At 69.1% G+C, this 23,365-nt stretch carries 21 protein-coding genes and 2 pseudogenes; 15 read left to right on the top strand and 8 right to left on the bottom strand.

Annotated features, from left to right (window positions below; genetic code table 11):
* The first annotated feature begins 519 nt into the window (after positions 1–519).
* The 3 genes from SNE206_RS22075 (at position 520) to SNE206_RS22065 (ending at position 7,529) form a co-directional block, all read left to right on the top strand.
* On the top strand, positions 520–1,323 hold the full coding sequence (locus SNE206_RS22075; RefSeq protein ID WP_407915195.1) for an HNH endonuclease: 804 nt from the start codon (positions 520–522) through the stop codon (positions 1,321–1,323).
* Positions 1,316–2,614, top strand: coding sequence for a GNAT family N-acetyltransferase (locus SNE206_RS22070; RefSeq protein WP_407915194.1), 1,299 nt, complete (start codon positions 1,316–1,318; stop codon positions 2,612–2,614). The genes SNE206_RS22075 and SNE206_RS22070 overlap by 8 nt, the downstream gene beginning before the upstream one ends.
* A gap of 214 nt (positions 2,615–2,828) precedes the next feature.
* A complete protein-coding gene (locus SNE206_RS22065; protein ID WP_407915193.1) occupies positions 2,829–7,529 on the top strand; it encodes a hypothetical protein in 4,701 nt (1,566 codons plus the stop codon).
* A 92-nt stretch (positions 7,530–7,621) separates the two neighbouring features.
* Here SNE206_RS22065 and SNE206_RS22060 read toward each other — a convergent pair.
* A pseudogene (locus tag SNE206_RS22060) lies at positions 7,622–8,407 on the bottom strand (tyrosine-type recombinase/integrase); the annotation flags it as partial.
* A gap of 32 nt (positions 8,408–8,439) precedes the next feature.
* On the bottom strand, positions 8,440–8,589 hold the full coding sequence (locus SNE206_RS22055; RefSeq protein WP_407915192.1) for a hypothetical protein: 150 nt from the start codon (positions 8,587–8,589) through the stop codon (positions 8,440–8,442).
* Between the two features lie 208 nt (positions 8,590–8,797).
* Here SNE206_RS22055 and SNE206_RS22050 point away from each other — a divergent pair, with 208 nt between their 5' ends.
* Positions 8,798–10,345, top strand: coding sequence for a hypothetical protein (locus tag SNE206_RS22050; RefSeq protein ID WP_407915191.1), 1,548 nt, complete (start codon positions 8,798–8,800; stop codon positions 10,343–10,345).
* Between the two features lie 324 nt (positions 10,346–10,669).
* Here SNE206_RS22050 and SNE206_RS22045 read toward each other — a convergent pair whose 3' ends face one another.
* On the bottom strand, positions 10,670–11,386 hold the full coding sequence (locus tag SNE206_RS22045; RefSeq protein ID WP_407915190.1) for a TetR/AcrR family transcriptional regulator: 717 nt from the start codon (positions 11,384–11,386) through the stop codon (positions 10,670–10,672).
* Positions 11,387–11,586: 200 nt separating this feature from the next.
* Here SNE206_RS22045 and SNE206_RS22040 point away from each other — a divergent pair, with 200 nt between their 5' ends.
* The 6 genes from SNE206_RS22040 (at position 11,587) to SNE206_RS22015 (ending at position 16,654) form a co-directional block, all read left to right on the top strand.
* Positions 11,587–13,047, top strand: coding sequence for an MFS transporter (locus SNE206_RS22040; protein ID WP_407915189.1), 1,461 nt, complete (start codon positions 11,587–11,589; stop codon positions 13,045–13,047).
* A gap of 284 nt (positions 13,048–13,331) precedes the next feature.
* The gene (locus SNE206_RS22035) at positions 13,332–14,090 is read left to right on the top strand and encodes a hypothetical protein (RefSeq protein WP_407915188.1); all 759 of its coding nucleotides are present in this window, start codon (positions 13,332–13,334) and stop codon (positions 14,088–14,090) included.
* Between the two features lie 65 nt (positions 14,091–14,155).
* Positions 14,156–14,821 (top strand): VanZ family protein, encoded by a 666-nt coding sequence (locus SNE206_RS22030; RefSeq protein ID WP_407915187.1) that lies wholly within the window; start codon positions 14,156–14,158, stop codon positions 14,819–14,821.
* Positions 14,822–14,892: 71 nt separating this feature from the next.
* The gene (locus tag SNE206_RS22025) at positions 14,893–15,207 is read left to right on the top strand and encodes a hypothetical protein (protein WP_405009642.1); all 315 of its coding nucleotides are present in this window, start codon (positions 14,893–14,895) and stop codon (positions 15,205–15,207) included.
* Between the two features lie 146 nt (positions 15,208–15,353).
* A complete protein-coding gene (locus SNE206_RS22020; RefSeq protein ID WP_407915186.1) occupies positions 15,354–15,590 on the top strand; it encodes a hypothetical protein in 237 nt (78 codons plus the stop codon).
* A 62-nt stretch (positions 15,591–15,652) separates the two neighbouring features.
* The gene (locus SNE206_RS22015; RefSeq protein WP_407915185.1) at positions 15,653–16,654 is read left to right on the top strand and encodes a YdcF family protein; all 1,002 of its coding nucleotides are present in this window, start codon (positions 15,653–15,655) and stop codon (positions 16,652–16,654) included.
* 117 nt (positions 16,655–16,771) lie between these two features.
* Here SNE206_RS22015 and SNE206_RS22010 read toward each other — a convergent pair whose 3' ends face one another.
* Positions 16,772–17,158 (bottom strand): TetR-like C-terminal domain-containing protein, encoded by a 387-nt coding sequence (locus SNE206_RS22010; protein WP_407915202.1) that lies wholly within the window; start codon positions 17,156–17,158, stop codon positions 16,772–16,774.
* A gap of 105 nt (positions 17,159–17,263) precedes the next feature.
* Between SNE206_RS22010 and SNE206_RS22005 the strand changes: the two are divergent.
* The 5 genes and pseudogenes from SNE206_RS22005 to SNE206_RS21985 form a co-directional block, all read left to right on the top strand.
* A pseudogene (locus SNE206_RS22005) lies at positions 17,264–17,641 on the top strand (SDR family oxidoreductase); the annotation flags it as partial.
* A 149-nt stretch (positions 17,642–17,790) separates the two neighbouring features.
* The gene (locus tag SNE206_RS22000; protein WP_407915184.1) at positions 17,791–18,237 is read left to right on the top strand and encodes a nitroreductase family deazaflavin-dependent oxidoreductase; all 447 of its coding nucleotides are present in this window, start codon (positions 17,791–17,793) and stop codon (positions 18,235–18,237) included.
* Positions 18,238–18,634: 397 nt separating this feature from the next.
* A complete protein-coding gene (locus SNE206_RS21995) occupies positions 18,635–18,940 on the top strand; it encodes a GNAT family N-acetyltransferase (protein WP_407915183.1) in 306 nt (101 codons plus the stop codon).
* A gap of 21 nt (positions 18,941–18,961) precedes the next feature.
* Positions 18,962–19,453 (top strand): OsmC family protein, encoded by a 492-nt coding sequence (locus SNE206_RS21990; protein ID WP_407915182.1) that lies wholly within the window; start codon positions 18,962–18,964, stop codon positions 19,451–19,453.
* Positions 19,446–20,405, top strand: coding sequence for a pirin family protein (locus tag SNE206_RS21985; protein WP_407915181.1), 960 nt, complete (start codon positions 19,446–19,448; stop codon positions 20,403–20,405). The genes SNE206_RS21990 and SNE206_RS21985 overlap by 8 nt, the downstream gene beginning before the upstream one ends.
* A 198-nt stretch (positions 20,406–20,603) precedes the next feature.
* On the opposite strand, the gene SNE206_RS21980 is transcribed toward SNE206_RS21985, so the two are convergent.
* The 4 genes from SNE206_RS21980 to SNE206_RS21965 form a co-directional block, all read right to left on the bottom strand.
* Complete coding sequence (locus tag SNE206_RS21980; RefSeq protein ID WP_407915180.1) at positions 20,604–21,281, bottom strand: DUF4232 domain-containing protein; 678 nt, start codon at positions 21,279–21,281, stop codon at positions 20,604–20,606.
* A 632-nt stretch (positions 21,282–21,913) separates the two neighbouring features.
* Positions 21,914–22,126, bottom strand: a complete 213-nt coding sequence (locus SNE206_RS21975; protein WP_407915179.1) for a hypothetical protein — start codon at positions 22,124–22,126, stop codon at positions 21,914–21,916.
* Between the two features lie 198 nt (positions 22,127–22,324).
* Positions 22,325–22,738, bottom strand: a complete 414-nt coding sequence (locus SNE206_RS21970) for a spore-associated protein A (protein WP_407915178.1) — start codon at positions 22,736–22,738, stop codon at positions 22,325–22,327.
* 152 nt (positions 22,739–22,890) lie between these two features.
* The gene (locus tag SNE206_RS21965; RefSeq protein ID WP_407915177.1) at positions 22,891–23,280 is read right to left on the bottom strand and encodes a peptidase inhibitor family I36 protein; all 390 of its coding nucleotides are present in this window, start codon (positions 23,278–23,280) and stop codon (positions 22,891–22,893) included.
* Positions 23,281–23,365 lie beyond the last annotated feature (85 nt).

The raw sequence follows: 23,365 nt of genomic DNA, 5'->3' as shown, positions 1-23,365 counted from the left end.
CCAGGACGCAACGAGTTAGTGCCGATGAGGGGTCGAGCATGGCGACGGGCATGCTGGCGCACGCCAGGAAGGCGACCCGACACGCGGCACGAGGTCGGCCTCAATGCAGCCGCTCAGCATCGGCAGGCCGACGCGGCGGCCGGACCGGACCCGTCTCAGTTTCCGTCTCATTCAGCTCCGTTCGCGGGCGTGCGGACGCACAAGCCAGACGGAACGACGCCCCGGTCGGAACCACTTTGGACACCCCTGAACGGCCACCCGGAGAATTGGAAAGCGTGTTGGGGGCAACCCCTCACGAGTTCGAATCTCGTATCCTCCGCCTTCGCCCGCCAGGGCAAACGTCGGCCCGGACCGCTGAGCGGTCCGGGCCTTCGTCGTCTCGTGGTTGCAGTTTTGGTTGCAGTTCCCGGGATCCACCGGGTACGGCTGGCCGCACGACCGCATCCGGCGGGCGAGTTCTCTGTCTGAGCCATCGCATTCGCACCCGCTGGGCACCGCTCCTCTGGCAGGGTGGTGTCCATGGCCGTGTCCGAAAAGACCCGGAAGATCATCTGGGGTGAAGCAGGCGGCAGGTGCGCGATCTGCCGGGTGCAGGTGGTGACACCCGGGACTGCCTGGGACGACCCCTCGGTCTTCGGCGAGGAGGCCCACATAGTCGCCCGCTCGAAGGGCGGACCGAGAGCCGGCTTGCTGGACGACGCATCCATCGACAGCCATACGAACCTGGTCCTGCTGTGCAGCAAGCAGCACAAGCAAATCGATGACCAACCAGGGCACTTCACGGTGGATCGACTGCGCGAGATCAAGGCCAAGCACGCCGCTTGGACGCGCTCGCTCGGCGAGTCAACGCCAGGCCGGCTGAAGTTGGTGCCCGACCCGGGGTTCCCGCAACCTCGGATCCTGAAGCTGATCACCCGCGGCAACCCGCTGTGGAACATGATCAAGTCCAGCGTCACCTTCGAGTACGCGCTGCCAGACGGTCTCCCCGAAGAGGATGAGGACCTCATTCTGGAGTTCCTGGGCCTGGTCCAGGACTACTGCGACATTGCAGCCGAGCTGCACAGTGTGCGCGAGAACCGCGACGCCGAGAAGGGGTTGCAGAGCTACCTGAGCAGGCTCGCCGAGCGCAACTTCCTGGTGGGCGCCTTCGTACGCCACATGCTCTTGGTCGATGGCCTCGATCAGGAGGGCACGCCCTGGCCCATGCTCCGCGTCGAGGTCCAGCCAGCTTCGCACGCCACGATCACGGACGAGGGCGGTAGGCCCTATCCCAACGAGCAGCCGAGCACGGGAGTACCTGGCGAGGAGAGAGCGCATGACTGAGCGAACGATCTACCTCGACCCCGATCGACGCGACCCCAGTTCTCGGAAGATCAATGTCCGGGCACACCGTTGGTACGCCATGGTCGAACTGGACCGAGATGGGTACGTCGATGCCTTGACTTGGCGGGGAGACTCCCCAGATCTTCCTACCGCTTACACGGAGGCCGTCACCAGGGCGCAGCACACGTCTTTCGATCGCATCCGGTACGACGGGAACCGGGGCACGCTCTCGTGCGGCAGCGGGCCAAGCTGGGTCAGTCTGCCTGTTCCCTTTGCCCAGATCGGGGTGGCAGTGGAAGCGCTGTGCAGTGCTGAGCTCAACCATGACTACAGCGGACTTCACGCCCTCGCTGACCGACTGGCGCTTCCCATCGAGGACTGGCTTGCGCCTGGCGAACGGGAGCTGGTCCGCGGCGTCGACTTTTCCGCACCACCCAGCGTTTTTCTGCACTTTCTGCGCGTCAGGGCCAAGCGGCACGGAGTGCGCCTCAACGGCCGGGCGACCGCAGGCAGCGTCTGGGTTCGCCCGACACTGCCTGCGTTCGAGAAGCAAAAGCGGGAGCTGTTTCCCGAGCAGCACCCCGGCTGGGTGGACCGATGGACCGGGTATGTCGAGCAGGACGGCACGCCGGTCCGGCCTTGGGTGGGCGGCGGAGATCGCAATCTCAGTTACGGCGCCGTTCCTGTCCAGTTCCGCAGCGTGGAGACCCCCAACGGAGGCAAGTGCCCCTGCGGCATGAGCCTGCAGGGCGACTTGGACGGCGGCAAGGAACACGCCTCTCACCATGGGGCATGGGCGTTCGGCGTCCGGGTGCCGAGGAACCTGGATTGGTGGGCCGACTTGGCCGTCGTAACGACGGAATCGCCAATCGCTTGGCGGAAGCTGACTCACCAGGTGGGGCAGATGCCGCAGAGGGAGAACCACTACGACTTCAACTCATGGTCCGACCTTGCTGAGCCCAGGAAGTCCCCAGAGAACGTACGGGCGTACTTGCTGAAGGCCAACGAGTACGTCATCGGTTACCTGGCCGCTCGCGACACCAACCAGCACCGCCCCTGGGATCTCGACGGCTCCGAGTTCGGCGACGAGGACGGCACTCTGCGCCCGCTCATCGACCTGATCTGGGTGGCGGACTCCTATCGCCGACAGGGCGTTGGCGCCAACCTCGTACAAGCCCTCGCCGACGACTTCGGGTGCCGGGTCACCGACGTGTCCTGGTCATGGCCAGTCAGCGCCGCCGGCCGCCGCCTCGCGCGCCGGGTTTCACCGGGCGGCATCTGGATCGGTTGAAGCGCCAGCATGCATCTTTCGCCAAGCCGCCGTCCGCCAATTGGGTGGCGCAGAGGGATGCTGCCTCCGTGACTCACCCATCGAAACCACAGGTCGGTTACACAGCTCCAGTCAGGTCCATCGATCTGCCGGCCTTCGACGACGACACCACATAGATCGTCCGGCGACGGAGATAGAGTCGACGCCCCGGGTGAAACTGATCGAGGAGCGGCCCGTGAACGAGAACTCGTCAGCGCGCTCGGACGCAGGTGGTAGTGCCGGAGCTGGCGGCTTTGACTTCCAGGAACGCGTCGCTGCATGGTTCGCCGTCGCCATCCTCGCCGGCGAGGCCGCAGCACAGGTGCAGGGCCTGTGGACCGGCGCGGTCGATCAGGTCGCGTGCGAGACCGGTGAGCCTGTCGACGACTGCAGGGTGCACACCACCGATGGCGTCACCCTGGTGCTCCAAGCCAAACGATCAATCACCTTGGGCACCACGGAAACCAGCGAACTAGCGAAGACCGTAGGCCAGTTCGTCACTCAGCACCTTCTACCTGGGCACGATGATGACCGCCTTGTCCTCGTGACAACCTCAGAGGCTTCCGGGGCAGTCAGGAACGACCTTGAACGAGCCCTCCAGCGACTGAGGAACAGCCCGGTCGGCTCCGACCTCGCCGCGCTCCAGCTCAACGCAAAACAGATGGCCGCGTACAAGGTGTTCACTGCTCATGCGGCAAGGGAGTGGCAGCAGCAGCGCGGCACAGCGCCTTCTGCTTCTGAGCTTGAAAGCTTCCTGGGGCAGTGCTACGTGTGGACCCTCGATGTGGAGGTGGGGGGCGTAGCTGAAGTAGGAGCTCTCGACCGGCTTCGCACATCTGTGGTCACCGAGACCGGGCAGGCAACCGCCGCATGGAATGTCCTGCTCAGCACCTGCAGACAGCTGGCCATCAACCACGCGGAAGCGGGACTGGAACGGCTGCAGGAATCGCTCGTCTCCAGTGGGATAGCTCTCGCGACACTCCCAGACTTCAAGGCAGACGTGGCTCGGCTGGTACAGCTCACCGACGAGACCATCGACCAGCTGAGCAGCGGGCTGACCACAATCCCCACGCCACAAGGAGCTGTGGCAATCAGGCGCAGCTCACTCTCGGGACTCGCCGACCGGTCCCGGGCGGAGTCCTTCGTTGTCGTCGGTGATCCCGGTACGGGCAAGACCGTCGTCCTCCACGAGATGGCATGCGCGGCGCGTGATACCCATCGCCCTGTTCTGTTTCTGCAGGTAAGCAGCCTTGCTGCGACCAGCAAGGGAAACCTGCAGTCCGAGCTGAGGCTTCAGCATCCGCTTCTGGATGTCCTGGCCCAGTGGTCCCCTGGTGAGACCGGGCTGCTCGTCATCGACGCTCTCGACGCGGCACGAACAGACTCGGCTTCCGGGCTCTGGAGATCGATCATCGTGGACGTGGGCCGTCGGCTCCCTCACTGGCGAGTCGTCGTCTCGATCCGCACGTGGGACCTGTCCCGCTCTCCCCAGCTACGCGCTGCCTTCCCGAGCCCAGCCGACGTGAACAACTTCGACGACGAGGAAGTCGCGCAGGTCAGCAGCTCCTTCCCTGAGTTCGCCCACCTGGTCGACAGCTCCGACGACCATCAGCGACGCCTTCTTCGGAACCCCTTCAACCTGCGGCTGGCAGCCGAACTGCTGCTGAACGGCGTATCCACTGCCGGACTCGCCGGCATCGGCAGCCGACTCGACCTCTTGGACCAGTACTGGCAGAGCCGGGTCAGTGACGGCCAAGAGGGAACCACACGTCAAGCCCTGCTCGCAAAGCTGTGCGCGGCCGCAGTGCGCGAACGACGTATGACCGTGCCTGTCCAGCAGATCCTTTCCGGCGACACCGCCGGAGCCACCGTTCTCGACTCGCTGATGTCTCGGTCTGTCCTGACCTCTGCGCCCAGCATCGCGGGCGGATCGACCCGAGGCCCACTGCAGTTCGCCCACCACGTGCTCTTCGACTATGCCATCGCGCTGGTGTACTTCGATTCGTTCGGCGGAGGCCTACCCGAGTGCCTGCAGGAAGACCCCGATCTCCTCCTGTTCGCCCGCCCCAGCATCGACATGTACCTGGACATGGCCTGGAACCTGGGGCCGGCAGTGTTCTGTGAGCTGGCCTTGAAGCTCGCCGCACAGGGTATGAGCCCGATGGCAGCGACCGCCGCCGCCGAGGTTGCGGCCCGCAACACGCTCAGCACCGCGGACCTCGAGCCCCTGCTCGAACACGCGTCGAATGCCATCCCCGCAGCAAAGCGCCTCATGCAGGCAGCTGCCATCGCCGTCTCCCTCAGGATCGCCAGCAAGTCGCTTCCAGATACGGGGGCATGGGCTGCCGTCGCCGAGCGACTTTCGCGCCATCCCGCGGCCACCGTCCAGGCCCTGGGCGACCTGGTCAGAGACCTTGCAGCGCAGTACGAGAGCCTGACACCCGACAATCAGCGTGCGTGTGGCCTCGCCGCTCGTAGGCTGCTGGAGTACCTGTGGACCCAGCCGCCCGTGCCTGGGACACGGCTAGTGATCAATGCCGTCCGCCAGACCGCAGCCAGCGATCCAGCTGCAGAGGCTTTGCTTCGCAAAGCCATCGCACCGGAACAACTCGCCGAACGCGGCTACCACGACCTCTTCGCCCTGACGGACAACGTCGCCCAGCTGGTCGAGCAGGTACCCGGAATCGTCGAGGATCTATATGTGGCGGTACTGGGTCACGAGGAGACCTCCTCCGACCCCACGCGAATCGGCTCTGGCGCAGTCCTCACATTGCAGTCCACACGCCAACAGGACTTCGACTCGTCCAAGTACAGCCTGGTCCAGAGCTACCACAAGGTATTGCAGTGGGACATCGCAGTCGCCCTGTCCATCCTCACCAGGCTCAGCCTCAAAGACCGCCCGGATGCACCGACCGCGTCGGTTCGACTTGCTGGCAAGTCCACCCAGATCATCGTTGACGACTCACGGCTGTGGGACTTCCCATTCAGTCCCGCAGGACGGGATCTACCGGAACTACTCGACACATTCCAGAGCCACACTGCCCATACGGACGAGGAGGGCTCCCAGACCATCATCGAGGCCGCGATATCCGCACCGTGCACTGCCAGTGTGTGGCGGCGCATTCTGCTGGCCGCAGCCACGAACCCGGCTCTGCGGCGACTCCTGGTCGAAGAGCCCGCCGCCTTCGTGACAGACCTGGTCCTCCCCGACCTCTTTGGTCCCGCAGCAACACTCGTCCGGGCAATCCACCCCGACCTCGATCCTGCGCAATCAGCCGCACTCAACGATGCTGTCCAGGCGCTGAAGCCCGCCGATGCGGATGGAAAGGAGGTCGAAAGCGACGCAATGGCCAGGCGCTACCAGATGTTCGCCGAGGCCATGTCGGTGGACCATCCCGCTAGAAGCGCCGACTGGTCGCATGAGCAGGACAGCTGGGACGACTGGGACAACACAGACCAAGCCTCATGGAAACCGACTCCCGCGGGCTCCCACGCAGATGAAGTCAGCTCGACTGCGGCTGCCGGAAACCTCATCGCTGCGCTTCACGAGTTCACCGAGCGGCACCTCAACGACGTTCCCGAGGTGTCCGACGTTATGTCCAGCCTCCCCGAGGCCACCGAGCTGTGGGGCATGCTCGACAGCGTCTCAGACGCGGTCCGCGACAGAGTTGAAGACCACCTCGCACGAGCAGCGGAGATCTGGACACGCAACACACAGGCCCCAGCCCACGTCCTGACGCTGGCACGGGACATGCTCCTGTTGTTCGCAACAAATCAGCGCCCCGAACCCACCGCGGAAAACGCCCACTTCGATACCTTCATCCCCCAAGGACCCCGCACCGACGCCGTGCGCGGCCTGCTCCAGCTGAGTCGACTGCCGGAGCAGTACGATCCGCAGCTCGCATCGGCCCTTCAGGAACTCGCTGCGGATCCGGTCGGTTGGATCAGACTCACCACCGCCCGGGCGGCAGGCTATCTACGCCACACCGACCCGGCCCTCGCCTGGGAGCTTCTGAACCGCTTGGCCGACCAAGACAGCGACGAGGCCGTACTCAGCGCGACAGTCGAATCGGCTTGCCGCTCCACGGGCGACTGGCGACGTGGAATGGAGTTGCTCACCCGCGTCATGGCGCGCGTCGCCCCGACGGCCAACCGAATCTCTGCAGCTGCCACATGTGCAACAACGGCTGGTCTCCTGTGGGTCTACCACGCGATGCCGGAGGCCGATAGCGCCGTAGCCCGCATGAGGGAATGCTGGCCAAGCGGAGAAGCATGGCTGACGTGCATTCATAGTCTGCGCGGTGCGCTCACCGACAGCCAACCTGCGGTCAGGACGCGAGCACTGGGCCTGTTCTTTCAACTGGCCGAGCCAGCCATGGCCAGAATCGTGTCCCTGCTCGGACGAGCCGAAGCGCTGACGGACGCCGAGCAGCAGGATCTACGGACACTACTCTTCCTGGCCGACACCATCGCCCTCCAGATCTACGCGGCCACCAAGCCGAGTGAATCCGGTGACGGCGAGCCCACACAGGAGCAGGTCAAGCTGGTCGACGAAGCCGCACCACTGATGCGCCTGCTCATGGCGGTCCCGATCGCAAAGGTCATCCACCACCTCGTCCAGGTCTACGAGCACGTCCTGGACCAACGCCCTCAGCAGGGCCTCATCGGCGTGCGAGACATCCTCACCAAGACCGGTACCCAAAGCGGGTACACGGCCGACTCCCTCGCCGTCGCCACCTGCGTCAGGTTCGCGGAACGCATCCTCGCCGACCACCGAGACATCCTCAAGGTCCCCGAAAACCTGACTGCCCTACGCGAAATCTGCGACATCTTCATCGAGGCCGGATGGCCCCAAGCCCACCAACTCGTCTTCGGCATCGAACAAGCATTCCGCTGATTCGACCGCTGCGGCTGCACTCACCGCCTTGGCAAGGCGAATGCTGCGGACCCGGACCACCAAGCTGATGGTCCGGGGCCGCATTACCAGTGCTACCAGTCGGAGCTGTCGCCGTACCTGCCCGGATTCTGGGCTCGGTCGGCCGCTTGCTCCCGTGCCTCCACGAACGCCGCCGCGACAGCGGACTTGTCCGTTCCGCGGACCTGAGCCTCGACAAAGTGCTCGGGACCGGGCCGGCGTGCCGTACGCCAGGGGACCGGGCGATCGGTGTAGAGGTCCACCTCGAAGTCCCACGCGGCCACCGCCCACTGCTCGGGCAGAGACAGGTCCACCTGTTCACCGCCTGGGCGGAACGCCGCGTAGTAGCGAACCTCTGCGGCCTTCAGCAGGTCCTTCCACCGGTGGTAGTCGGTGTTGAGGTTGAGCGGTTCGCCCACCTCTGAGGTAAGGACGTACCCCTTCTCGACCCACAGGTCGCGGGCACGCAGGCGCTCGCGGTCCTGCATCTCCTTGTCCTGGGCCAGGAGCTTCATCAGCTCCTGGGGCACGCCGATCGGCCGCTTGCCGGCCTTCGACTTGGTGGACTTGGTCTCGCGCCAAATATTGATCTTCGTCGGGCAGTAGCAGGGCTTGCGCCCGCAGCGGTCGCCGCAGCCGTGCTTGTAGCGGGGCCGCAGTCGTCCACGCCGCACCAGAATGACGCCGACCTCGAAGTCAACGTCCTCCCACTGCAGCCCGAGCACCTCGCACTGGCGGAGGCCCAGCGCGAGGGCGATGACCCAGCGGGCGGTGTTGCGAACCTTTGCCGCTTCGAGCAGGAGCCGCTGGACCTCTTCGACCGAGTACGGCTCGACCTCCGTTTCGTCCAGCTCCGGGGCGGCCTCGCACACGGTGCTCTCAGGCGGCAGCCTCACTCCCTATCCATGAGTTGGGCCAACAGCGCAACCACCGCGGTCGCTCCCACCATCGCGAACCCGAAGGTCGGTGCGCGCACGATGAGAACGACGGCGAGGATGCCCACCAGGAGAAGGAGGACGGTGCGGACGCTGAGCTGTTCCATGGGACTTGCCTTCCGTCTATGAACGGCCTACTGCCATTGCCACAGCCAGCGTGGGTCACCGGAAGCTGCCTCTGACGGCCCCGGACAGTCCCTGACGACATTGGCCAACCGGGGCCGCGAGCGCGCGGCCTGTGACAGAGTCTGATGATGGCTAGCGCCGTCGAGTGTTGGGCTGACGGCTTGTGAACTCCACCCCCGGGACGGAACCGTGAGTGCTCAGTTGTGGACGAGGCCGGATCTCTCCCATCAGCCCTGCCTGGAAAGGCTGAACGGCGATCTCCACGACCTCAGACTAGACGCGGGACTCCCGTCCGCACGAGGCATCCGCGATCGGATCGGCAAGGACGCACAGGGCTTCTGGATCGTCAACCACCAAGCGGTCCTGGATGCCTTCCAGAAGGCCGACCTGCCACCGCTAGGCCGCCTCGACCTCATCATCCGCGCCCTTGCCGAGATCGCCCGCCATGATGTCGACGCTGTGGCCGACCGGTTCAAGGAACTGTGGAAGCTGGCCGTCAGCGAGACGGTCGCCCAGGCGCACGCGAACCTCCAGGACGACGACACGGAGTCTGATGAGGAAGCGGACGACAACACGCCGGGCGACGCCGCCTTGGAATCATTGAAGGCCCTGATCATCAATGCGGCACAGTCGCTGTGGGACGACAAGGACGCACTCAGGGTCTTCCTAGGCGTGGTCCGCCGTAGCGAGGGATTCGCCAGGATGGCCGACGCGTTGGAAGAGCACCGCCCGGCGAATGCGACGTTCTACGGGGTGCAGAGCCATGAGTTCGAGGTGGCCCGCTCCCCCGCACGTCGGGAACTCGTCGCGGTGCGTCACTGCCTCGAAGAACACCGACTCAAACGCCGTTGGTCCTTCACAGAGCTGGAACAACAGACACGGGTCTCTGCAGACAGGTGGATCCGCTGGTACACCCACAGCGAACTGCCCGACCGCGACGCACTGGTCGCCTTCTCCAACGCGGCGCACCTGCAATTGGAGGACCACACGCTGCTGCTTGGGCTCTGGAGCGTGGCCTATGAGGCTCTGGAGCGACAGCGACGCTTCAACTCCCTACCCTCGGACATCGGCTTTGACGAAGCATGGGCGATGCGACCCCCAGCGGTACCACGGCTGTGGGCGCTCGCAGGTGTCGGAGGCGACCCCCTCTCCGCCCACGGGCCGGATCTCGCAACCGGATCCGCTCCCGCCTTCACTATTGCCGGACCTGCTGGTTCGGGGCGCTCCACCGCACTGACGACCATCGCGCGATCCTTGCTGACGAGCGATACCAGGCTCCTCCTAGTCGCCCCACGGCCTTCGCCGCTGCGCGAACTAGCAGAACAACCGTCTGTGCTGGCCTGCCTCGTTCAAAACGACGTCGAGCGTCAGACGCTTGAGGAGGTATTGGACACAGCCACGCGGGACGATCCCGTAGTGGTGGTGATGGATGATGCCGAGGCGCTGGCGGACTGCGGTGCATCCCCTGTGCTGAGGCAACTACTTCAACACGGATCGAGCGAAGGCGCAGCTCTGGTCGCAGCCGCCAACGAACGGGAGATCGACCACCCGATGAAGTGGCTGAGCGAACTGACCAACGCACGCCGGGGCCTCCTCCTCGCGCCGCAGACCTACGCATCCGGTAAGTTGATCGGTAGCGCCTCGGCAACCTCTCTCGCCGGTGTATCGTCCAGCCCAGGCCGCGGCTGGCTGCACCTCGGCGACGGCAGCCTCACAGCGGTGACCGTTCCCCGATAACAGGGCCCCTCGGCAAGTACGCCACCTCACCGGGCTCCGGCTCCAAAACCACTACCTGGCGATCAGCCTGAGCCCGGAGCCTGAGCCCGGAGCCTGTTCCCTCCGCAGCGCCACCGGGCTGGCCAGCGGTCGATGACGGGTGGTTTCAGTTTTGGTCTCATTCATCCCCGTCCAGCGGGGTCCAGGGGCACACCGGCGGTCGCTCCGCCGCAGGTCAGAACGGGTCCGAACCCCGGCGGACGCCGTTCGGGAGAATTGCAGAGCATGCGGCCGGCTCCTGCCCGACCGCCACGAACTCCCTGGTCACCGTCCCGAAATCCCGGGTCAGTGCTCGATGTAGGACTCCAGCCCCCGCAGGAAGACCTCGACCTTGAAGCGGAAGCGGTCGTCGCCGTCGCCGGTCGTCATGGTCTCCGCCATCGCGCTGATGCGGGGGAACCTGTCCTTGGGCAGTCGGCGGAAGTACTGGCCGACCTCGTCGAAGTAGGCCTCCAGGTCGATGCCGCTGCCGGCCTTCATGCCGTAGACGAAGGCCTCGTAGGCGTCGACGTCGATGAGCTGGCCGAGTCCGTCGAGTGCCCAGGCGGCGACCTGCCCGGGGATTCCGGCGCGGATCATCAGGTCGAGCATGAACTCGGCCGGGAGGAGCTTGTTGGGGCCGACGGGCATGCTGCCGAGCGAGACGACGGTGATGTCCCGGTGCCGGGTGTACACGTGCTGGGCGTCGAGGCAGAGCTGCAGGATCTGCTCCTTCCAGCGGTCCGGTTCGGGGTGGTCGGGCAGGGTGATCTCGCCGGAGATCTCCTCCAGCATGAGCTCCAGGAGCTCGTCCTTGTTGGAGACGTGGGCGTAGAGCGAGGCGGGCCCGGTGCCGAGTTCCTGGGCGACGCGTCGCATGGTGACGCCGGCCATGCCCTCGGCGTCGAGGATGCGGATGCCCACCTCGACGATGGCGTCCCGGGTGAGGGGCTGCCGTGGATCCGTGCGGCGCGGCTTGTGCCAGGGCACGGCGGGCATGTCCGCGTGGCCGTCCGAGGTCATGCGCGCCTCCTTCGTCGGGTGCGGGCGGGCGTGGTCGCCCGGTGCGTGCCCGGTGAACCCGGGCTGTCACGGTGGGCGACGAACATCGTACCTGTGGCGAACAATGTTCGGGGCGCCGACCTGCGGGCTTGACGGAACGAGGATCGCTCCGTAGAACAGTGTTCGTCAGCCAAACACCGTTCCAGACTCGGAGACCCCTCATGACCGACCCGTCCGCGCCCTACCGATGGCGGTGGGCCGCGCTCTTCGTGATCCTCGCCGCCGAGGTCATGGACCTCCTCGACTCGCTGGTCACCAACGTCGCCGCCCCGGCCATCCGGGCCGACGTCGGCGGCGGCGAGAGCACCATCCAGTGGCTCGGCGCGGCCTACACCCTCGCCATGGCGATCGGCCTCATCACCGGCGGCCGCCTCGGTGACATCTTCGGCCGCCGCCGCATGTACCTCGTCGGCGCCGTCGGCTTCACCCTCGGCTCCATCGCCTGCGGCCTCGCCCAGGGCCCCGAGCAGCTGATCGCCGCACGCGCCTTCCAGGGCCTGCTGGGCGCGATCATGCTGCCGCAGGGCCTCGGCATGCTGAAGGAGATCTTCTCGGAGAAGGAGCAGGGTACCGCCTTCGGCCTGTTCGGCCCGGTCATGGGGCTCTCCACGGTCGGCGGCCCGATCCTCGCGGGCTGGCTCGTCGACGCCGACCTCTGGGGCACCGGCTGGCGCATGATCTTCCTGATCAACATCCCGCTCGGCCTGTTCGCCGTCGCGGGCGGCCTGGCGTTCCTGCCCGAGTGGAAGAGTGCCCGGGCCGTCCGGCTCGACCTCGTCGGCGCCCTGCTCGCCGCCGTCGGCGCCGCGATGATCATCTTCCCGCTGGTGCAGGGCCGCGAGCACGGCTGGCCCGCCTGGTCGTTCGCGATGATCGGCCTCGCCCTCGCGGTCTTCGCCGTCTTCGCCTGGTACGAGAAGCGCATCAGCAGCTCCGGCCGCGACCCGCTCGTGGAACCGAGCCTGTTCCGCAAGCGCGGCTTCAGCGGCGGCATGGTGCTCGGCCTGTTCTTCTTCTCCGCGATGACCGGCTTCTGGCTGACCTTCAGCCTCTACACCCAGATCGGCCTGCACTACTCGCCGACCAAGGCGGGCCTGGCGGGCATCCCGTCGTCGATCGGCATGGTCGTCGCGTTCGTCGCCTCGCAGGGCCTGGTGAAGTTCGGCCGCAAGGTCATGCACGGCGGCCTGATCGGCATGGCCGCGGGCGTCGGCGGCGTCATCCTCACCCTCGGCCTGGCCGGGGAGAGCGTCACGCCGTGGCAGCTCGCCCCCGCCCTGGCCGTCACCGGCCTCGGCATGGGCTTCGTCATGGCGCCGTTCTTCGACACGGTGCTCGCCTCCGTCGAGCCGCACGAGACCGGCTCGGCCTCCGGCACCCTCACCTCCGTGCAGCAGCTCGGCGCCGCCCTCGGCACCGCGATCCTCGGCACGGTCTTCTTCGAGCAGATCAAGAGCGCCAGCTTCGTCCACGCCGAGCAGTTCACGCTCGGCGTCGAGATCGCCATGCTCGCGGTGGTCTTCCTCGCCGTCTTCCTGCTGCCGCAGCACGCCCGGCCGCAGGGCGACGAGGCCGCGGAGACCGGGGCCTCGGAGACCGGGGCCGAGAAGGTCCCGGCCTGACACGGGTTCCGGCCCGACACCGGCACACCGCCGCTCCCGTCCCGCACCGCAGGGGAGCAGCACCACCCGCACCGGGCCCGGGCCTGCTGCACGGCCGCACCGGCCGCGCGGCAGGCCCGGGCCCGTCGGCGTCCGCGGGCGGCCGGGCTCGGTGGCGGGCGCCGGGCAGGGGGGCGGATGCTGGAAGGAGCCTTGCCGAGCGGGAGGAGATCCTCGTGAACACCGCCACCGAGACCCGGACCGGCCGCAGAACCGGAGGCTTACTGGACAGCCCGATCATCGGGATGTCGCCGTGGATCGTCTTCTCGGTCGTCGTGGGTCCTGGCCGGTTCGAGATCGCCGTCGGCGCGGCCCTCGCGCTCGCGGTGGCCCTCGTCGTGATCGGCCGCATCCGTGCACCGGGCACCTCGTGGAAGATCCTCGAAGTGTCCGACGTGGTCTTCTTCGCCGGCCTCACCGTGATCGGCGCGCTCGCCTCGGCGGGCACGCTCGCCTGGCTGGAGACGTACGCCGGCGAGGTCTCCAACATCGCCCTGGTGGTGATCGCGTTCGGGTCGATGGCCGTCGGCACCCCCTTCACCCTGCAGTACGCCCGCGAGCAGGCACCCCGCAACCTCTGGCACACGCCCGCGTTCGTCCGCACCAACTACCTGCTGACCGCCGCGTGGGGCGCCGCCTTCCTCGTCGCGGCCCTCGCGGGCCTGTACGGCGACCTCGTGCTGCACAACCCGAACAACCTGTGGACGGGCTGGATCATCCAAATCGGCGCGATCATCGCCGCGGTGCGCTTCACCGGGTGGTACCCGGACGTCGTCCGTGCCAGGGCGGCCCGGGCGCACGGTGAGGACGTCGCGGTGCCGACCGTCCGCGGCTTCCTCCTGCCGCTCGCCGGCTACCTCGTGCCGGTGGGCATCGTGCTCCTCGCCGCCGACGAGGGCCCGGCGTGGATCGGCATCGCCCTCGTCGTGGGCGGGGTCGTCCTGACCCGCTCGCTGCGCCGCGCCGAGAGCGAGGAGGAGGGCCGGCAGCCGGGCCGCGTGTGAACGGCCTCGCGCCGGGTACACGGCCCGGGCGCCCGGTGGAGGCGCGGTGCAGACGAGGAGGGGTCATGGCGGCATTCCGCACGGCGAGACCGGTGGAGGCGGCGGTCGGTGAGGCGGGCGGCGGCGAGGCGGGCGGCGGGGGCGGCCCGGCGCCGAAGGGCACCGCACCCGGCCGCAGGCCCGGCCGCACGTGGCGCTCCCGCCGCACCGCACCCGAACCCGCCGGGGTGAAGCCCCCGCTGCTGCAGCGCCGCGGGCCGATCGCCGCGCTGCTGCGCGCGGTGGTGCTGCTGGTCGCCGTCGCGCTGACCGTGCTGTTCGCGGTGGCCCTGGCCCGTGCCACGCTGTCGCCCTCCCCCGCCTCGCGCGGCATCGCGCACACCAACCTGCAGCCCGGCGCCTCGCTCAGGGCCTACCTCGACCGGCCGGCCGTCCGCGAGGCCGCCCGCCAGGTGGGCGGCAACATCCTGCTCGGCGCCCCCTTCGGGGTGTTGCTGCCGCTGCTCTCCCGGCGCGCCGGAAGCCTGCTGCGGGTCACCGGCCTCACCGTACTGACCATGGTCACCGTGGAGGTCGCGCAGGCCGCCCTGGTGCCAGGGCGCGCCTTCGACGTCGACGACGTCATCCTCAACACCGGCGGGGCCCTGCTCCTCTACCTCCTCGTGGGCCGCCACCTGTCGAAGGCGCTGTACCGCTCCCGCTCCCGTCCCCGCGGCCCGGCCGAGGTCTGACCGCACCACCCCACCACGTGCCGCAGGCCGCCCGGAGGTTTCCCGGCGCCGCCTGCGGCGAGAAGGAAGACATGGGCAGCTACGTGATCACCATCCCCGGCACACTCCACCGGCCGCTCGACGACGGTGCCCGGAGAAGCCTCGTCGCCGGACTCCGCGGCGTGGACCCCGAGCAGGTCGGGGCCGAGGTGCCCGACCTCGACGTGCTGACCGTCGGCGAGCCCGAGGGCACCTTCGTCCTGCGCCTGGAGGTGGAGGCGGCGGACCGCACCGCCGCCGGCGACGAGGCCCTGCGACTCGCCCGGGACGCGTTCGCGGCGGTCGGCTTCACCGGTGACGACGTGGCCACCGGACGGCCCGCGATCACCGGCATCGACGTCGGGTAGGCGACGGATTCGCGGATCCGGGACCTTCGTCCCGCCGTGCCGGGCCTTCCGCCCCGGCGCGGCGGGGCGGCACGTCCGGGACGATGGACCGGCGGGGTGATCCCCCGCCGACCCCACCGCACCCGGACGAAGGGCCACCTCCTGCCGTGACCGACGCGATGAACGCCCACCGCCTTGTGGACGCCTTCTTCACTCACTGCGGGAACTGCGGCGGCCCGGCCGGCCCGCAGGGCCATGCGCACGCGGTCTGGCGCCTGTACTGCGACCTGGAACCCGCCACGGTCGACCGGCTGCGGGCCTGGGCGACGAGCCAGGAGTCCGGCCCGCTGAGGCCCGCCGAGCGCGCCGTCCTGCTCAACTGGCTGGACGCCCAGGAGGAGTGAACCGGCCCGGCGCGGCAGGAGCACCGGCCGGACCGTCGGCCCGCCCCCCTACGATCGGGCCCATGGTCGCCTACCTGCTCGCCGCACTGATGCTCGTGCTGTTCGCCGTCGGGGTACGCCGTGACCGCCGGAGGTTCAGCAACGCCGTGCTGCTCGGCCTGGCCGCCGTCCTCGCGGTCGTGGGCCTCGCCGGCGAGCTCGACCGGCTGCCCGACGAGGTGATCGACGCCGCCACGGCCGCCCTGCCCGCCGCCGCCCTGCTCGGTGCCGCCGCCACCGGGGCACTCCTGGTCGCCAACGGCGTGCACATGGTCCGCCAGGAGGGTGGCCGCCCCGCGAACCTGCTCTCCCTGCTCGCCGGACTGGCCGTGTTCGCCCTGATCGGCGTGTTGTGGGCCGCCGTACGCGTCGACTCCCCCGTCCTGCACGCCGTCGCCGCGAGCGCCCTGCTGCTGGCGGGCTACCTGTCGTTCCTGCTGCTCTGCTTCCTCGGCTACGCCGTCCTCTACCGCCGCCTCGGCACCCGGCGCGACGTCGACTTCGTCGTCGTACTGGGTGCGGGTCTGCTGAACGGCGACCGCGTGCCGCCGCTGCTGGCCGCCCGGCTCGACACGGCGCTCGGCGTGTACGAGGAGCAGGCCGCCCGGGGCCGGGCGCCGGTGGTGGTCGTCTCCGGCGGCAAGGGCGACGACGAGCAGGTGTCGGAGGCCGAGGCGATGGCCCGCCACCTCGCGGCCCGCGGCCTGCCGCCCGGGGCCGTCCGCCTGGAGGACCGCTCGGAGAACACCGCGCAGAACATGGAGTACAGCGCCGCCCTGATGGCCGCCGAACGGCCGGGCTACCGCTGCGTGGTCGTGACCAACACCTTCCACGTGCTGCGCGCCGCCCTCGCGACCCGCCGGGCGGGCGTCACCGGCCAGGTGATCGGCGCACCGACCGCGGGCTACTACTGGCCGAGCGCCGTGCTGCGGGAGTTCGCGGCGGTGATCGTGTCGTACCCGGCGACCAACGCGACGCTGGGCGTCCTGCTGGTGGCCCTGGGCGTGGAGGCCGGACGCCCGTAGCACCGGTGGCCCGGCGGCCGGGGACCGGTACGGCGCGCGTCGGGGCCGACCGGCGCGGTACGCGTCAGGGCCGACCGGCGCGGTACGCGTCAGGGCCGGTACGGCGGGGCGCCGTGTTCAGGCCAGGGCTGCCGCCGCGAGGTGGTCGGCGAGGGTGTCCGCCGCGGCGTCGTCGAGCGGCGCGTGGCCGACGAGCAGCCGGTACCAGAGGAATCCGTAGCCGAGTTCGACCAGGAGTGCCGGGTCGGCGCCGGCCCGCAGTTCGCCGCGTTCCCCGGCGCGCCGGAACAGTTCCAGCAGGGCGGCGCGGCGGCGGGCCGTGAAGTCGCCGAGCACTGCGGCCACGGCCGGTTCGCGCTGGGCGCCGGTGACGACCTCGCCGAGCAGCCGGACCATGCCGCGGTCGCGGAGGGCGGCGAAGCTCGCGCGGAAGAACGCGGCGAGGTCGCCGGTGAGTGCGCCGGTGTCGGGGAGGCCGACGGCTGCGGTCGCGGTGTCGGCCATGGCCTCGGCGACGACCGCGCCCTTGGTGGGCCACCAGCGGTAGATGGTCTGTTTGCCGACTCCGGCGGCCCGGGCGATCCGGTCGATGGTGAGCTCCTCCGCGCCGCACTCCCCACCCTCCGCGCGGACGGCTCCGCCACCTTCGTCACCGCGGCCTCCGCCCGGGCCGCCCTGCCCGGCTCGGCCGGGCTCGCCGCGGTCAACGACGCCCTGGAGTCGGCCGTGCCGCCGCTCGCCGCCGAGCTCGCACCCCTGCGGATCAACGCCGTCTCCCCCGGCGTCGTCGACACCGCCTGGTGGTCCGGCCTGCCCGAGGCCGACCGCACCGCGTTCTTCGCCGACATCGCCTCCCGCCTGCCGGTCGGCCGGGTCGGCACCGCCGACGACATCGCCCAGGCCGTCACCTACCTCGCGGGCAACGGCTTCACCACCGGCACCGTCCTCGACTGCTCCGGCGGCGCCGTCCTCGCCACCGGCCGCTGACACCCGCCGGCACCCGTTGCCGGGTGTCCCGGCCCGCCACGCCGGGACACCCGGCAACTCCGGTCACCCGAGGCCGCGGTGGTAAGCATGGTCGGGGCGGGCGGCCGCCCGCCCCGACGGCAGCCAGGCACGAACGGAAGTGGGGCGACATGCCGCTCAAGGGCGAGTACGAGCCGAGCCCGACCAAGTGGGTCCGCGACCAGGTGGAGCAGTACGAGAGTTCCGGAGGCACCGAGGGCACGACCATGCGGGACATGCCCGTCATCGTGCTCACCACACTGGGCGCCAGGAGCGGGAAGATCCGCAAGACGCCCCTCATGCGTGTGGAGCACGACGGCCTCTACGCGGTCGTCGCCTCCCAGGGCGGGGCACCCACGCACCCGGTCTGGTACCACAACCTGGTCGCCGACCCGCGGGTCGAGCTCCAGGACGGCCCCGTCCGGCAGGACATGACGGCCCGTGAACTCTCCGGCGACGAACGCGCGGTCTGGTGGGAGCGCTCGGTCGCGGCCTACCCGGACTACGCCGACTACCAGAAGAAGACCGACCGGATCATCCCCGTCTTCGTCCTGGAGCCCGCCGCCACCCCGCACTGAGCCCACGCCGCGGGAGGCACCCCGTGACGCCGCCGGCACCGCCGCTCCGTGCAGCCGTGCCGGCGGCGGCCACAACCCCGGCGCGCGGCAAGGCGTCCGGCACCCGGCGCCGCCGCCCTGAACCTTCCGGGCCCACTACGGGCCGCGGACAACCGCCACCGGACGCGGCGCACCAAGCCCCCCACCTCCGTGCCCCATCTCCGCACGCGGCCGACCGCTCCGGCGGTCAACCCCCCTGCCAGGGGCTCTTCTTGGCGGACACTTGGGCGACCACCTGGGCGGCCGGCCGCCCCACGGCACGCACGATGCAGTCCCCGACTTGATCCACAAGTAATTGAAGTCTAAACTACATCTGCGGCCACCGGGCCGGCCGGACGACGACGGAAGAGGGACCACGATGGGCATCCACGTGACGGACAACCAGGCCGCCTCACGCTTCGAGATCTTCGAGAACGACGACCTCGCGGGCTTCGCCGAGTACAACCGGCACGAGAGCGAGATCGCCTTCATCCACACCGAGATCGACCCCCGCTTCGGCGGCCTCGGCCTCGGCGGACACCTCGCCCGCACCGCCCTCGACACCGCCCGGGAACAGAACCTCACCGTACTCCCCTACTGCCCCTTCATCCGCGGCTGGATCGTCAAGCACCCCGAGTACGCCGACCTCGTGCCCGCCGACCAGCACGAGCGCTTCGGCCTCTGACCCGCCCCGGAGGCAAAACCGATGGACACCACCACCACGACCACCGAGGCGCCGCGCTTCGTCCGCTCCGCCGCGGCCATCGCCACCAGCGCCGGCGACGACTACCACGTCGACATCCGCAGCGGCCACCACCACCTCGCCGCCGACGAACCCGAACAGGCCGGCGGTGGCGACACCGCCACCACCCCGATCGGCCTGCTGCTCTCCGCCGTCGGCTCCTGCACCGCCATCACGCTGCGCATGTACGCCGGACGCAAGGGCTGGCCGCTGGAGACCGTGCGCGTCCACCTCGGCTACGAGAAGGGGCCGGACGCCACGGCCCGCATCACCCGCCGCATCGACCTCCTCGGCGACCTCGACGACACCCAGCGCGCCCGCCTCCTGGACATCGCGGACCGGACCCCCGTCACCCGCGCCGTCAGCGGCGGCACCCCGATCGTCGCGGCCGGCCCGCGGCCCGCCGCACCCGCGAACGCCGGAGCGAACACGAAGGAGCACGACGGCCATGAGTGACCTCGACCTGCACCCCACCGCCGCCCGCTGCGGCGGCCAGGCCACCGAAGGACCCGTCCGCGACCTCCTGCCGCCGCGCGAGACCGCCCTCGGCGGCTCCACCGTCGTCCGCCGGCTGCTGCCCTCCCTCGGGCGGCGCATGGTCGGCGCCTGGTGCTTCGTCGACCACTACGGGCCGGACGACATCGCCGACGAACCCGGCATGCAGGTGCCCCCGCACCCCCACATGGGCCTGCAGACCGTCAGCTGGCTCCACCAGGGCGAGGTCCTCCACCGCGACAGCCTCGGCAGCCTGCAGACCGTCCGGCCCTACGAACTCGGTCTCATGACCTCCGGCCGCGCCATCTCCCACTCCGAGGAGTCCCCCCGGCCGCACGCCCGGCTCCTGCACGGCGCCCAGCTCTGGGTCGCCCTCCCGGACGGCCACCGCCACACCGACCCCACCTTCGAACACCACCCGGACCTCCCCCGCGTCACCGCCGCCGGCCTCGACGCCCGCGTCATCCTCGGCACCCTCGACGGCACCACCTCCCCCGGCACCGCCCACACCCCGATCGTCGGCGCGGACCTCTCCCTGCGCGAGGGCAGCCGCCACCAGGTGCCCCTCGACGAGCACTTCGAGTACGCCGTGCTCACCATGAGCGGCCTCACCGAGATCGACGGCGTCCGCCTCGAACCCGGCTCGATGCTCTACCTCGGCACCGGCCGCCGCCACCTCCCCCTCCACGCCCACTCCGACGCGTCCCTGCTGCTCCTCGGCGGCGAACCCTTCCGCGAACAGCTCGTCATGTGGTGGAACTTCATCGGCCGCACCCACGACGAGATCGCCCAGGCCCGCGACGACTGGGAGAAGAGCTCGCGCTTCGGCGAGGTCCACGGCTACGACGGCGCCCGGCTGCACGCCCCCGAACTGCCGCCGCTCCCCCTGAAGCCACGCGGACGGGTGCGCTGACCTGCGGCTACGCCCGCATCGAGGTACGCGTGGAGGGTCGCAGGAATGACCGGCAGGGAAGCACCGGGCGACGGCCGCGCCGACCGGCCTGCGACCCTGCGGGTGTGCAGGTCGCGGGATGCCGGTCGGGGCGCCCCGTTCGGGGCGGGAGGATCCGACCGGGCATCGACGTCCGCGGAGCCGGCCACGGGCGTGCTGCTACTTGTTGTGCGTGGGGTAGACCTTGACGTCGGTGTAGAAGCCCTTGATGTTGCCCGCGCCGGCGGGCCACTTCACGTTCACGTGGCTGGTCTGGTTCGGGGGCGTCACCTGGATCTCGGTCGGGCGGGTGAGGCTGTTGGCGCTGTTGTCGATCTCGTACGAGAGATTGAAGATTGCGGCTTCGCCGGGCTCCAGGTTGGTGATGCGGGGTTCGGCCTTGCCCCGCTCGATGGGGTTCGTGGTGGTGTCCTGGTCGGTGATGCCGATACCGGCGAAGCCCGTTGCCGAGCAGGTGGTGGTGCCCCGGTTGGTCATGGTGATGTCGATGGTGCCGGTGCTCGTGTCGGGCGAGGCGTTCTTGGCTTCGACGGTCAGGTTCTGGGTCTTGCAGGGCTCGACGTTCTGACCGCCCTGGGGTGCACTGTCCCCGCTGCTGCCGGACGTCGTGCTGCCGGAACTCGGCTTCGCGGTCTGAGATTTGCCCTTGTCCGCAGTGCCGCCGCTCGGGGACGGGCTGGTCTTCGCGGGGTCCGAGGGCTGGGAGGAGGCGGGCGGGACGCTTCCCTTGCCGGCGGTGTCCTTGCCCGAGTCGTCACCGGCGCAGGCAGTGAGCGAGAGGGCGGCAGCGACGCCGAGGGCCGCGAACGCGCTGGTGCGGCGGGTGTGGTTCTTCATGGCGCTTCCCCGTAACTGGTGTGGTGCGTAAGGTGCTTGCGGTCGAAACATTCGTTCCTGTGGTCGAAACAATTTTTATCACGGTGGGTGTGACAACTGGCTGCGGATGAGGTCCGGATCCTGTCACGAGACTGTTGTGGCCCATGCCCTGACCTTGAGATTTATCCGGTGCGGCGTGGTTTGTGCCGACCTTGTGGTGAGCCGGTCGGCGGTAGGGCTCGCCGGTGACCAAGAGCGGGCCCACGTCATAACGGTTCGCCGGACGGTGGCTCTTCGAGCCCGGTGGGCGGCCGAGACCGAGCCGGGAGGGTTTCGGCACTTCGGCCGGCGTTGAGGTTCGAGCGCGCAGGTCAGCCCGCACCCGGCTGCGCTCCGCGGCCGGACGAGATGCGACCACCCTGCGACCACTCCCCTGAGACACGCACAAAAAGGCCGTCCCCATCTTCAGATGAGAACGGCCTCCGACCTGCGAAAACGCTGGTCGGGACGACAGGATCTGAACCTGCGGCCCCTTGACCCCCAAGCGCTCGATCAGCCCCATACTCCAGCATGGCCTTGCGATCGCGTCCGACCCGCGCGACGGATGGAACGGCCATCGCGTAATCGCCGGGGGTTGTGTGGACTCCTGAAGATCATGCGATGGCCGCGGGCCACAGCAGAGACGCCGCCCACTGGCGGGCGATGTCCGACCAGGCCATGGCCCGGATCGTGGGCCGGTTCCGACGGGCGGAGCCGCAGGCGACCGCCCGCGCCTTCGTGCTCGGCCTGCTGTCCGGTATCGAGCGGAAGAACTGCCGGCGGCTGGGGCACTCGCCGACCGACGCCTCGTCACTGCCGCCGGGCACGGGCCACTCCCGTGCCCGGCGGCAGTCGACGGTCGTCCCACCCGCAGGACCTCACCCGCCGTCCGCTCGTCCGAGCCGAAACCACGGACGTCTGTGCCACTTGGCAGGATGGCTTTGACTCCGTTCAGCAGCAGGCACGTTGGCCGACGGGCGCGGTCGCACCGTCAGAACGACCTGTGCCGACGAACCTCCACGACCTCAGCCGCAGTGGGAATCGAGCTGCTGTGCCGAGTCGTCGTCGATCTGGGCAACCCAGTCGATGCACTGGCCCGGCGCGTACACGTAGACCGGTCCGGCGTAGGTGCCGTAGTAGTCGCCGTCCTTGTGCCAGAGGCTTCCCCCGACGGCGACCCTGATGGATGCGAGCACGTACACCGGACTGCCGGTGCTGTTGCGGACCGTCACGGCACAGTTCTGCCCGGTCGAGCTGTTGTACGTCAGGAACGCGGTGCCACCCGCGAGCGACATCGAGTCGACGACGCGGTAGCCCGAACCGCAGACCCCGTTGTAGCCGGCGGCCTGCGCCACCGAGGGGACGGCGACCACGGCGGCGGCGGTGGCGACCACAGCGACGCCCACCCGGGCGAGATTCTGCTTGATGCTTCGCTTCATGGCGTTGATGCTCCAAATATGGCGGTAAATCAGGTGCGGGATGGTCGGGCGCGATTCGGCGCTCCTGCGGTGGTGTTGTCGCGGTCATCGCCAAATCCCGGCTCCGGTACGCCGGAACGCGTACCGGAGGCCGGTTGCCAGGTGGGTGAGGCTCAGCAGTCCTGGGCGAACTTCACCGAGGCGTTCTCGTTGTACGTGTTGACCAGGTTCGCGGCATTGCGGTAGTTGAACATGTCGACCGGGCCGCTGTAGTTCGAGTTGTAGTACACCCGGACCGTCACGCACACGTTGGAGACAGCCGATGCGGCGTTGTTCTTGACGTGCTGGCCCTGGCCGTTGCCGGAGCTGGTGAAGGTGTACCCGGCGAGGTCGGAAATGCTCGTCGACATCGTGAAGTGGGAGCCCTGCTGGTTCGAGTTGTAGAAGAGGCAGAATTTGCCGTCCGGGCAGTCGCCGACGGCGGCCTGCGCGGAGGTGGCGAGGGTGGGGACGAGCAGGGCAGCGCCCAGGGCTGCTGCGGCGAGCTTGAGGGTACGGTTCATTTCTTCGGGTCCTCTCGTGACGGACGTTCCAGGCGTGTGTGCAATCCCCTCGGCCTGCCTGGGGAAGGGTGGGCGCGCCCGGACG

Source organism: Kitasatospora sp. NE20-6 (assembly GCF_045862635.1).
This window is presented reverse-complemented; position numbering and strand designations above follow the sequence as displayed.

Coding starts and splice junctions, on each gene's coding strand:
- SNE206_RS21985 (WP_407915181.1), top strand. CDS start 19,446: ATGAGTGACCTCGACCTGCACCCCACCGCCGCCCGCTGCGGCGGCCAG.
- SNE206_RS22025 (WP_405009642.1), top strand. CDS start 14,893: ATGGGCAGCTACGTGATCACCATCCCCGGCACACTCCACCGGCCGCTC.
- SNE206_RS22015 (WP_407915185.1), top strand. CDS start 15,653: ATGGTCGCCTACCTGCTCGCCGCACTGATGCTCGTGCTGTTCGCCGTC.
- SNE206_RS22040 (WP_407915189.1), top strand. CDS start 11,587: ATGACCGACCCGTCCGCGCCCTACCGATGGCGGTGGGCCGCGCTCTTC.
- SNE206_RS22030 (WP_407915187.1), top strand. CDS start 14,156: ATGGCGGCATTCCGCACGGCGAGACCGGTGGAGGCGGCGGTCGGTGAG.
- SNE206_RS22000 (WP_407915184.1), top strand. CDS start 17,791: ATGCCGCTCAAGGGCGAGTACGAGCCGAGCCCGACCAAGTGGGTCCGC.
- SNE206_RS22055 (WP_407915192.1), bottom strand. CDS start 8,589: ATGGAACAGCTCAGCGTCCGCACCGTCCTCCTTCTCCTGGTGGGCATC.
- SNE206_RS21965 (WP_407915177.1), bottom strand. CDS start 23,280: ATGAACCGTACCCTCAAGCTCGCCGCAGCAGCCCTGGGCGCTGCCCTG.
- SNE206_RS22045 (WP_407915190.1), bottom strand. CDS start 11,386: ATGACCTCGGACGGCCACGCGGACATGCCCGCCGTGCCCTGGCACAAG.
- SNE206_RS22035 (WP_407915188.1), top strand. CDS start 13,332: ATGTCGCCGTGGATCGTCTTCTCGGTCGTCGTGGGTCCTGGCCGGTTC.
- SNE206_RS22010 (WP_407915202.1), bottom strand. CDS start 17,158: ATGGCCGACACCGCGACCGCAGCCGTCGGCCTCCCCGACACCGGCGCA.
- SNE206_RS21995 (WP_407915183.1), top strand. CDS start 18,635: ATGGGCATCCACGTGACGGACAACCAGGCCGCCTCACGCTTCGAGATC.
- SNE206_RS21970 (WP_407915178.1), bottom strand. CDS start 22,738: ATGAAGCGAAGCATCAAGCAGAATCTCGCCCGGGTGGGCGTCGCTGTG.
- SNE206_RS21990 (WP_407915182.1), top strand. CDS start 18,962: ATGGACACCACCACCACGACCACCGAGGCGCCGCGCTTCGTCCGCTCC.
- SNE206_RS22070 (WP_407915194.1), top strand. CDS start 1,316: ATGACTGAGCGAACGATCTACCTCGACCCCGATCGACGCGACCCCAGT.
- SNE206_RS22075 (WP_407915195.1), top strand. CDS start 520: ATGGCCGTGTCCGAAAAGACCCGGAAGATCATCTGGGGTGAAGCAGGC.
- SNE206_RS21980 (WP_407915180.1), bottom strand. CDS start 21,281: ATGAAGAACCACACCCGCCGCACCAGCGCGTTCGCGGCCCTCGGCGTC.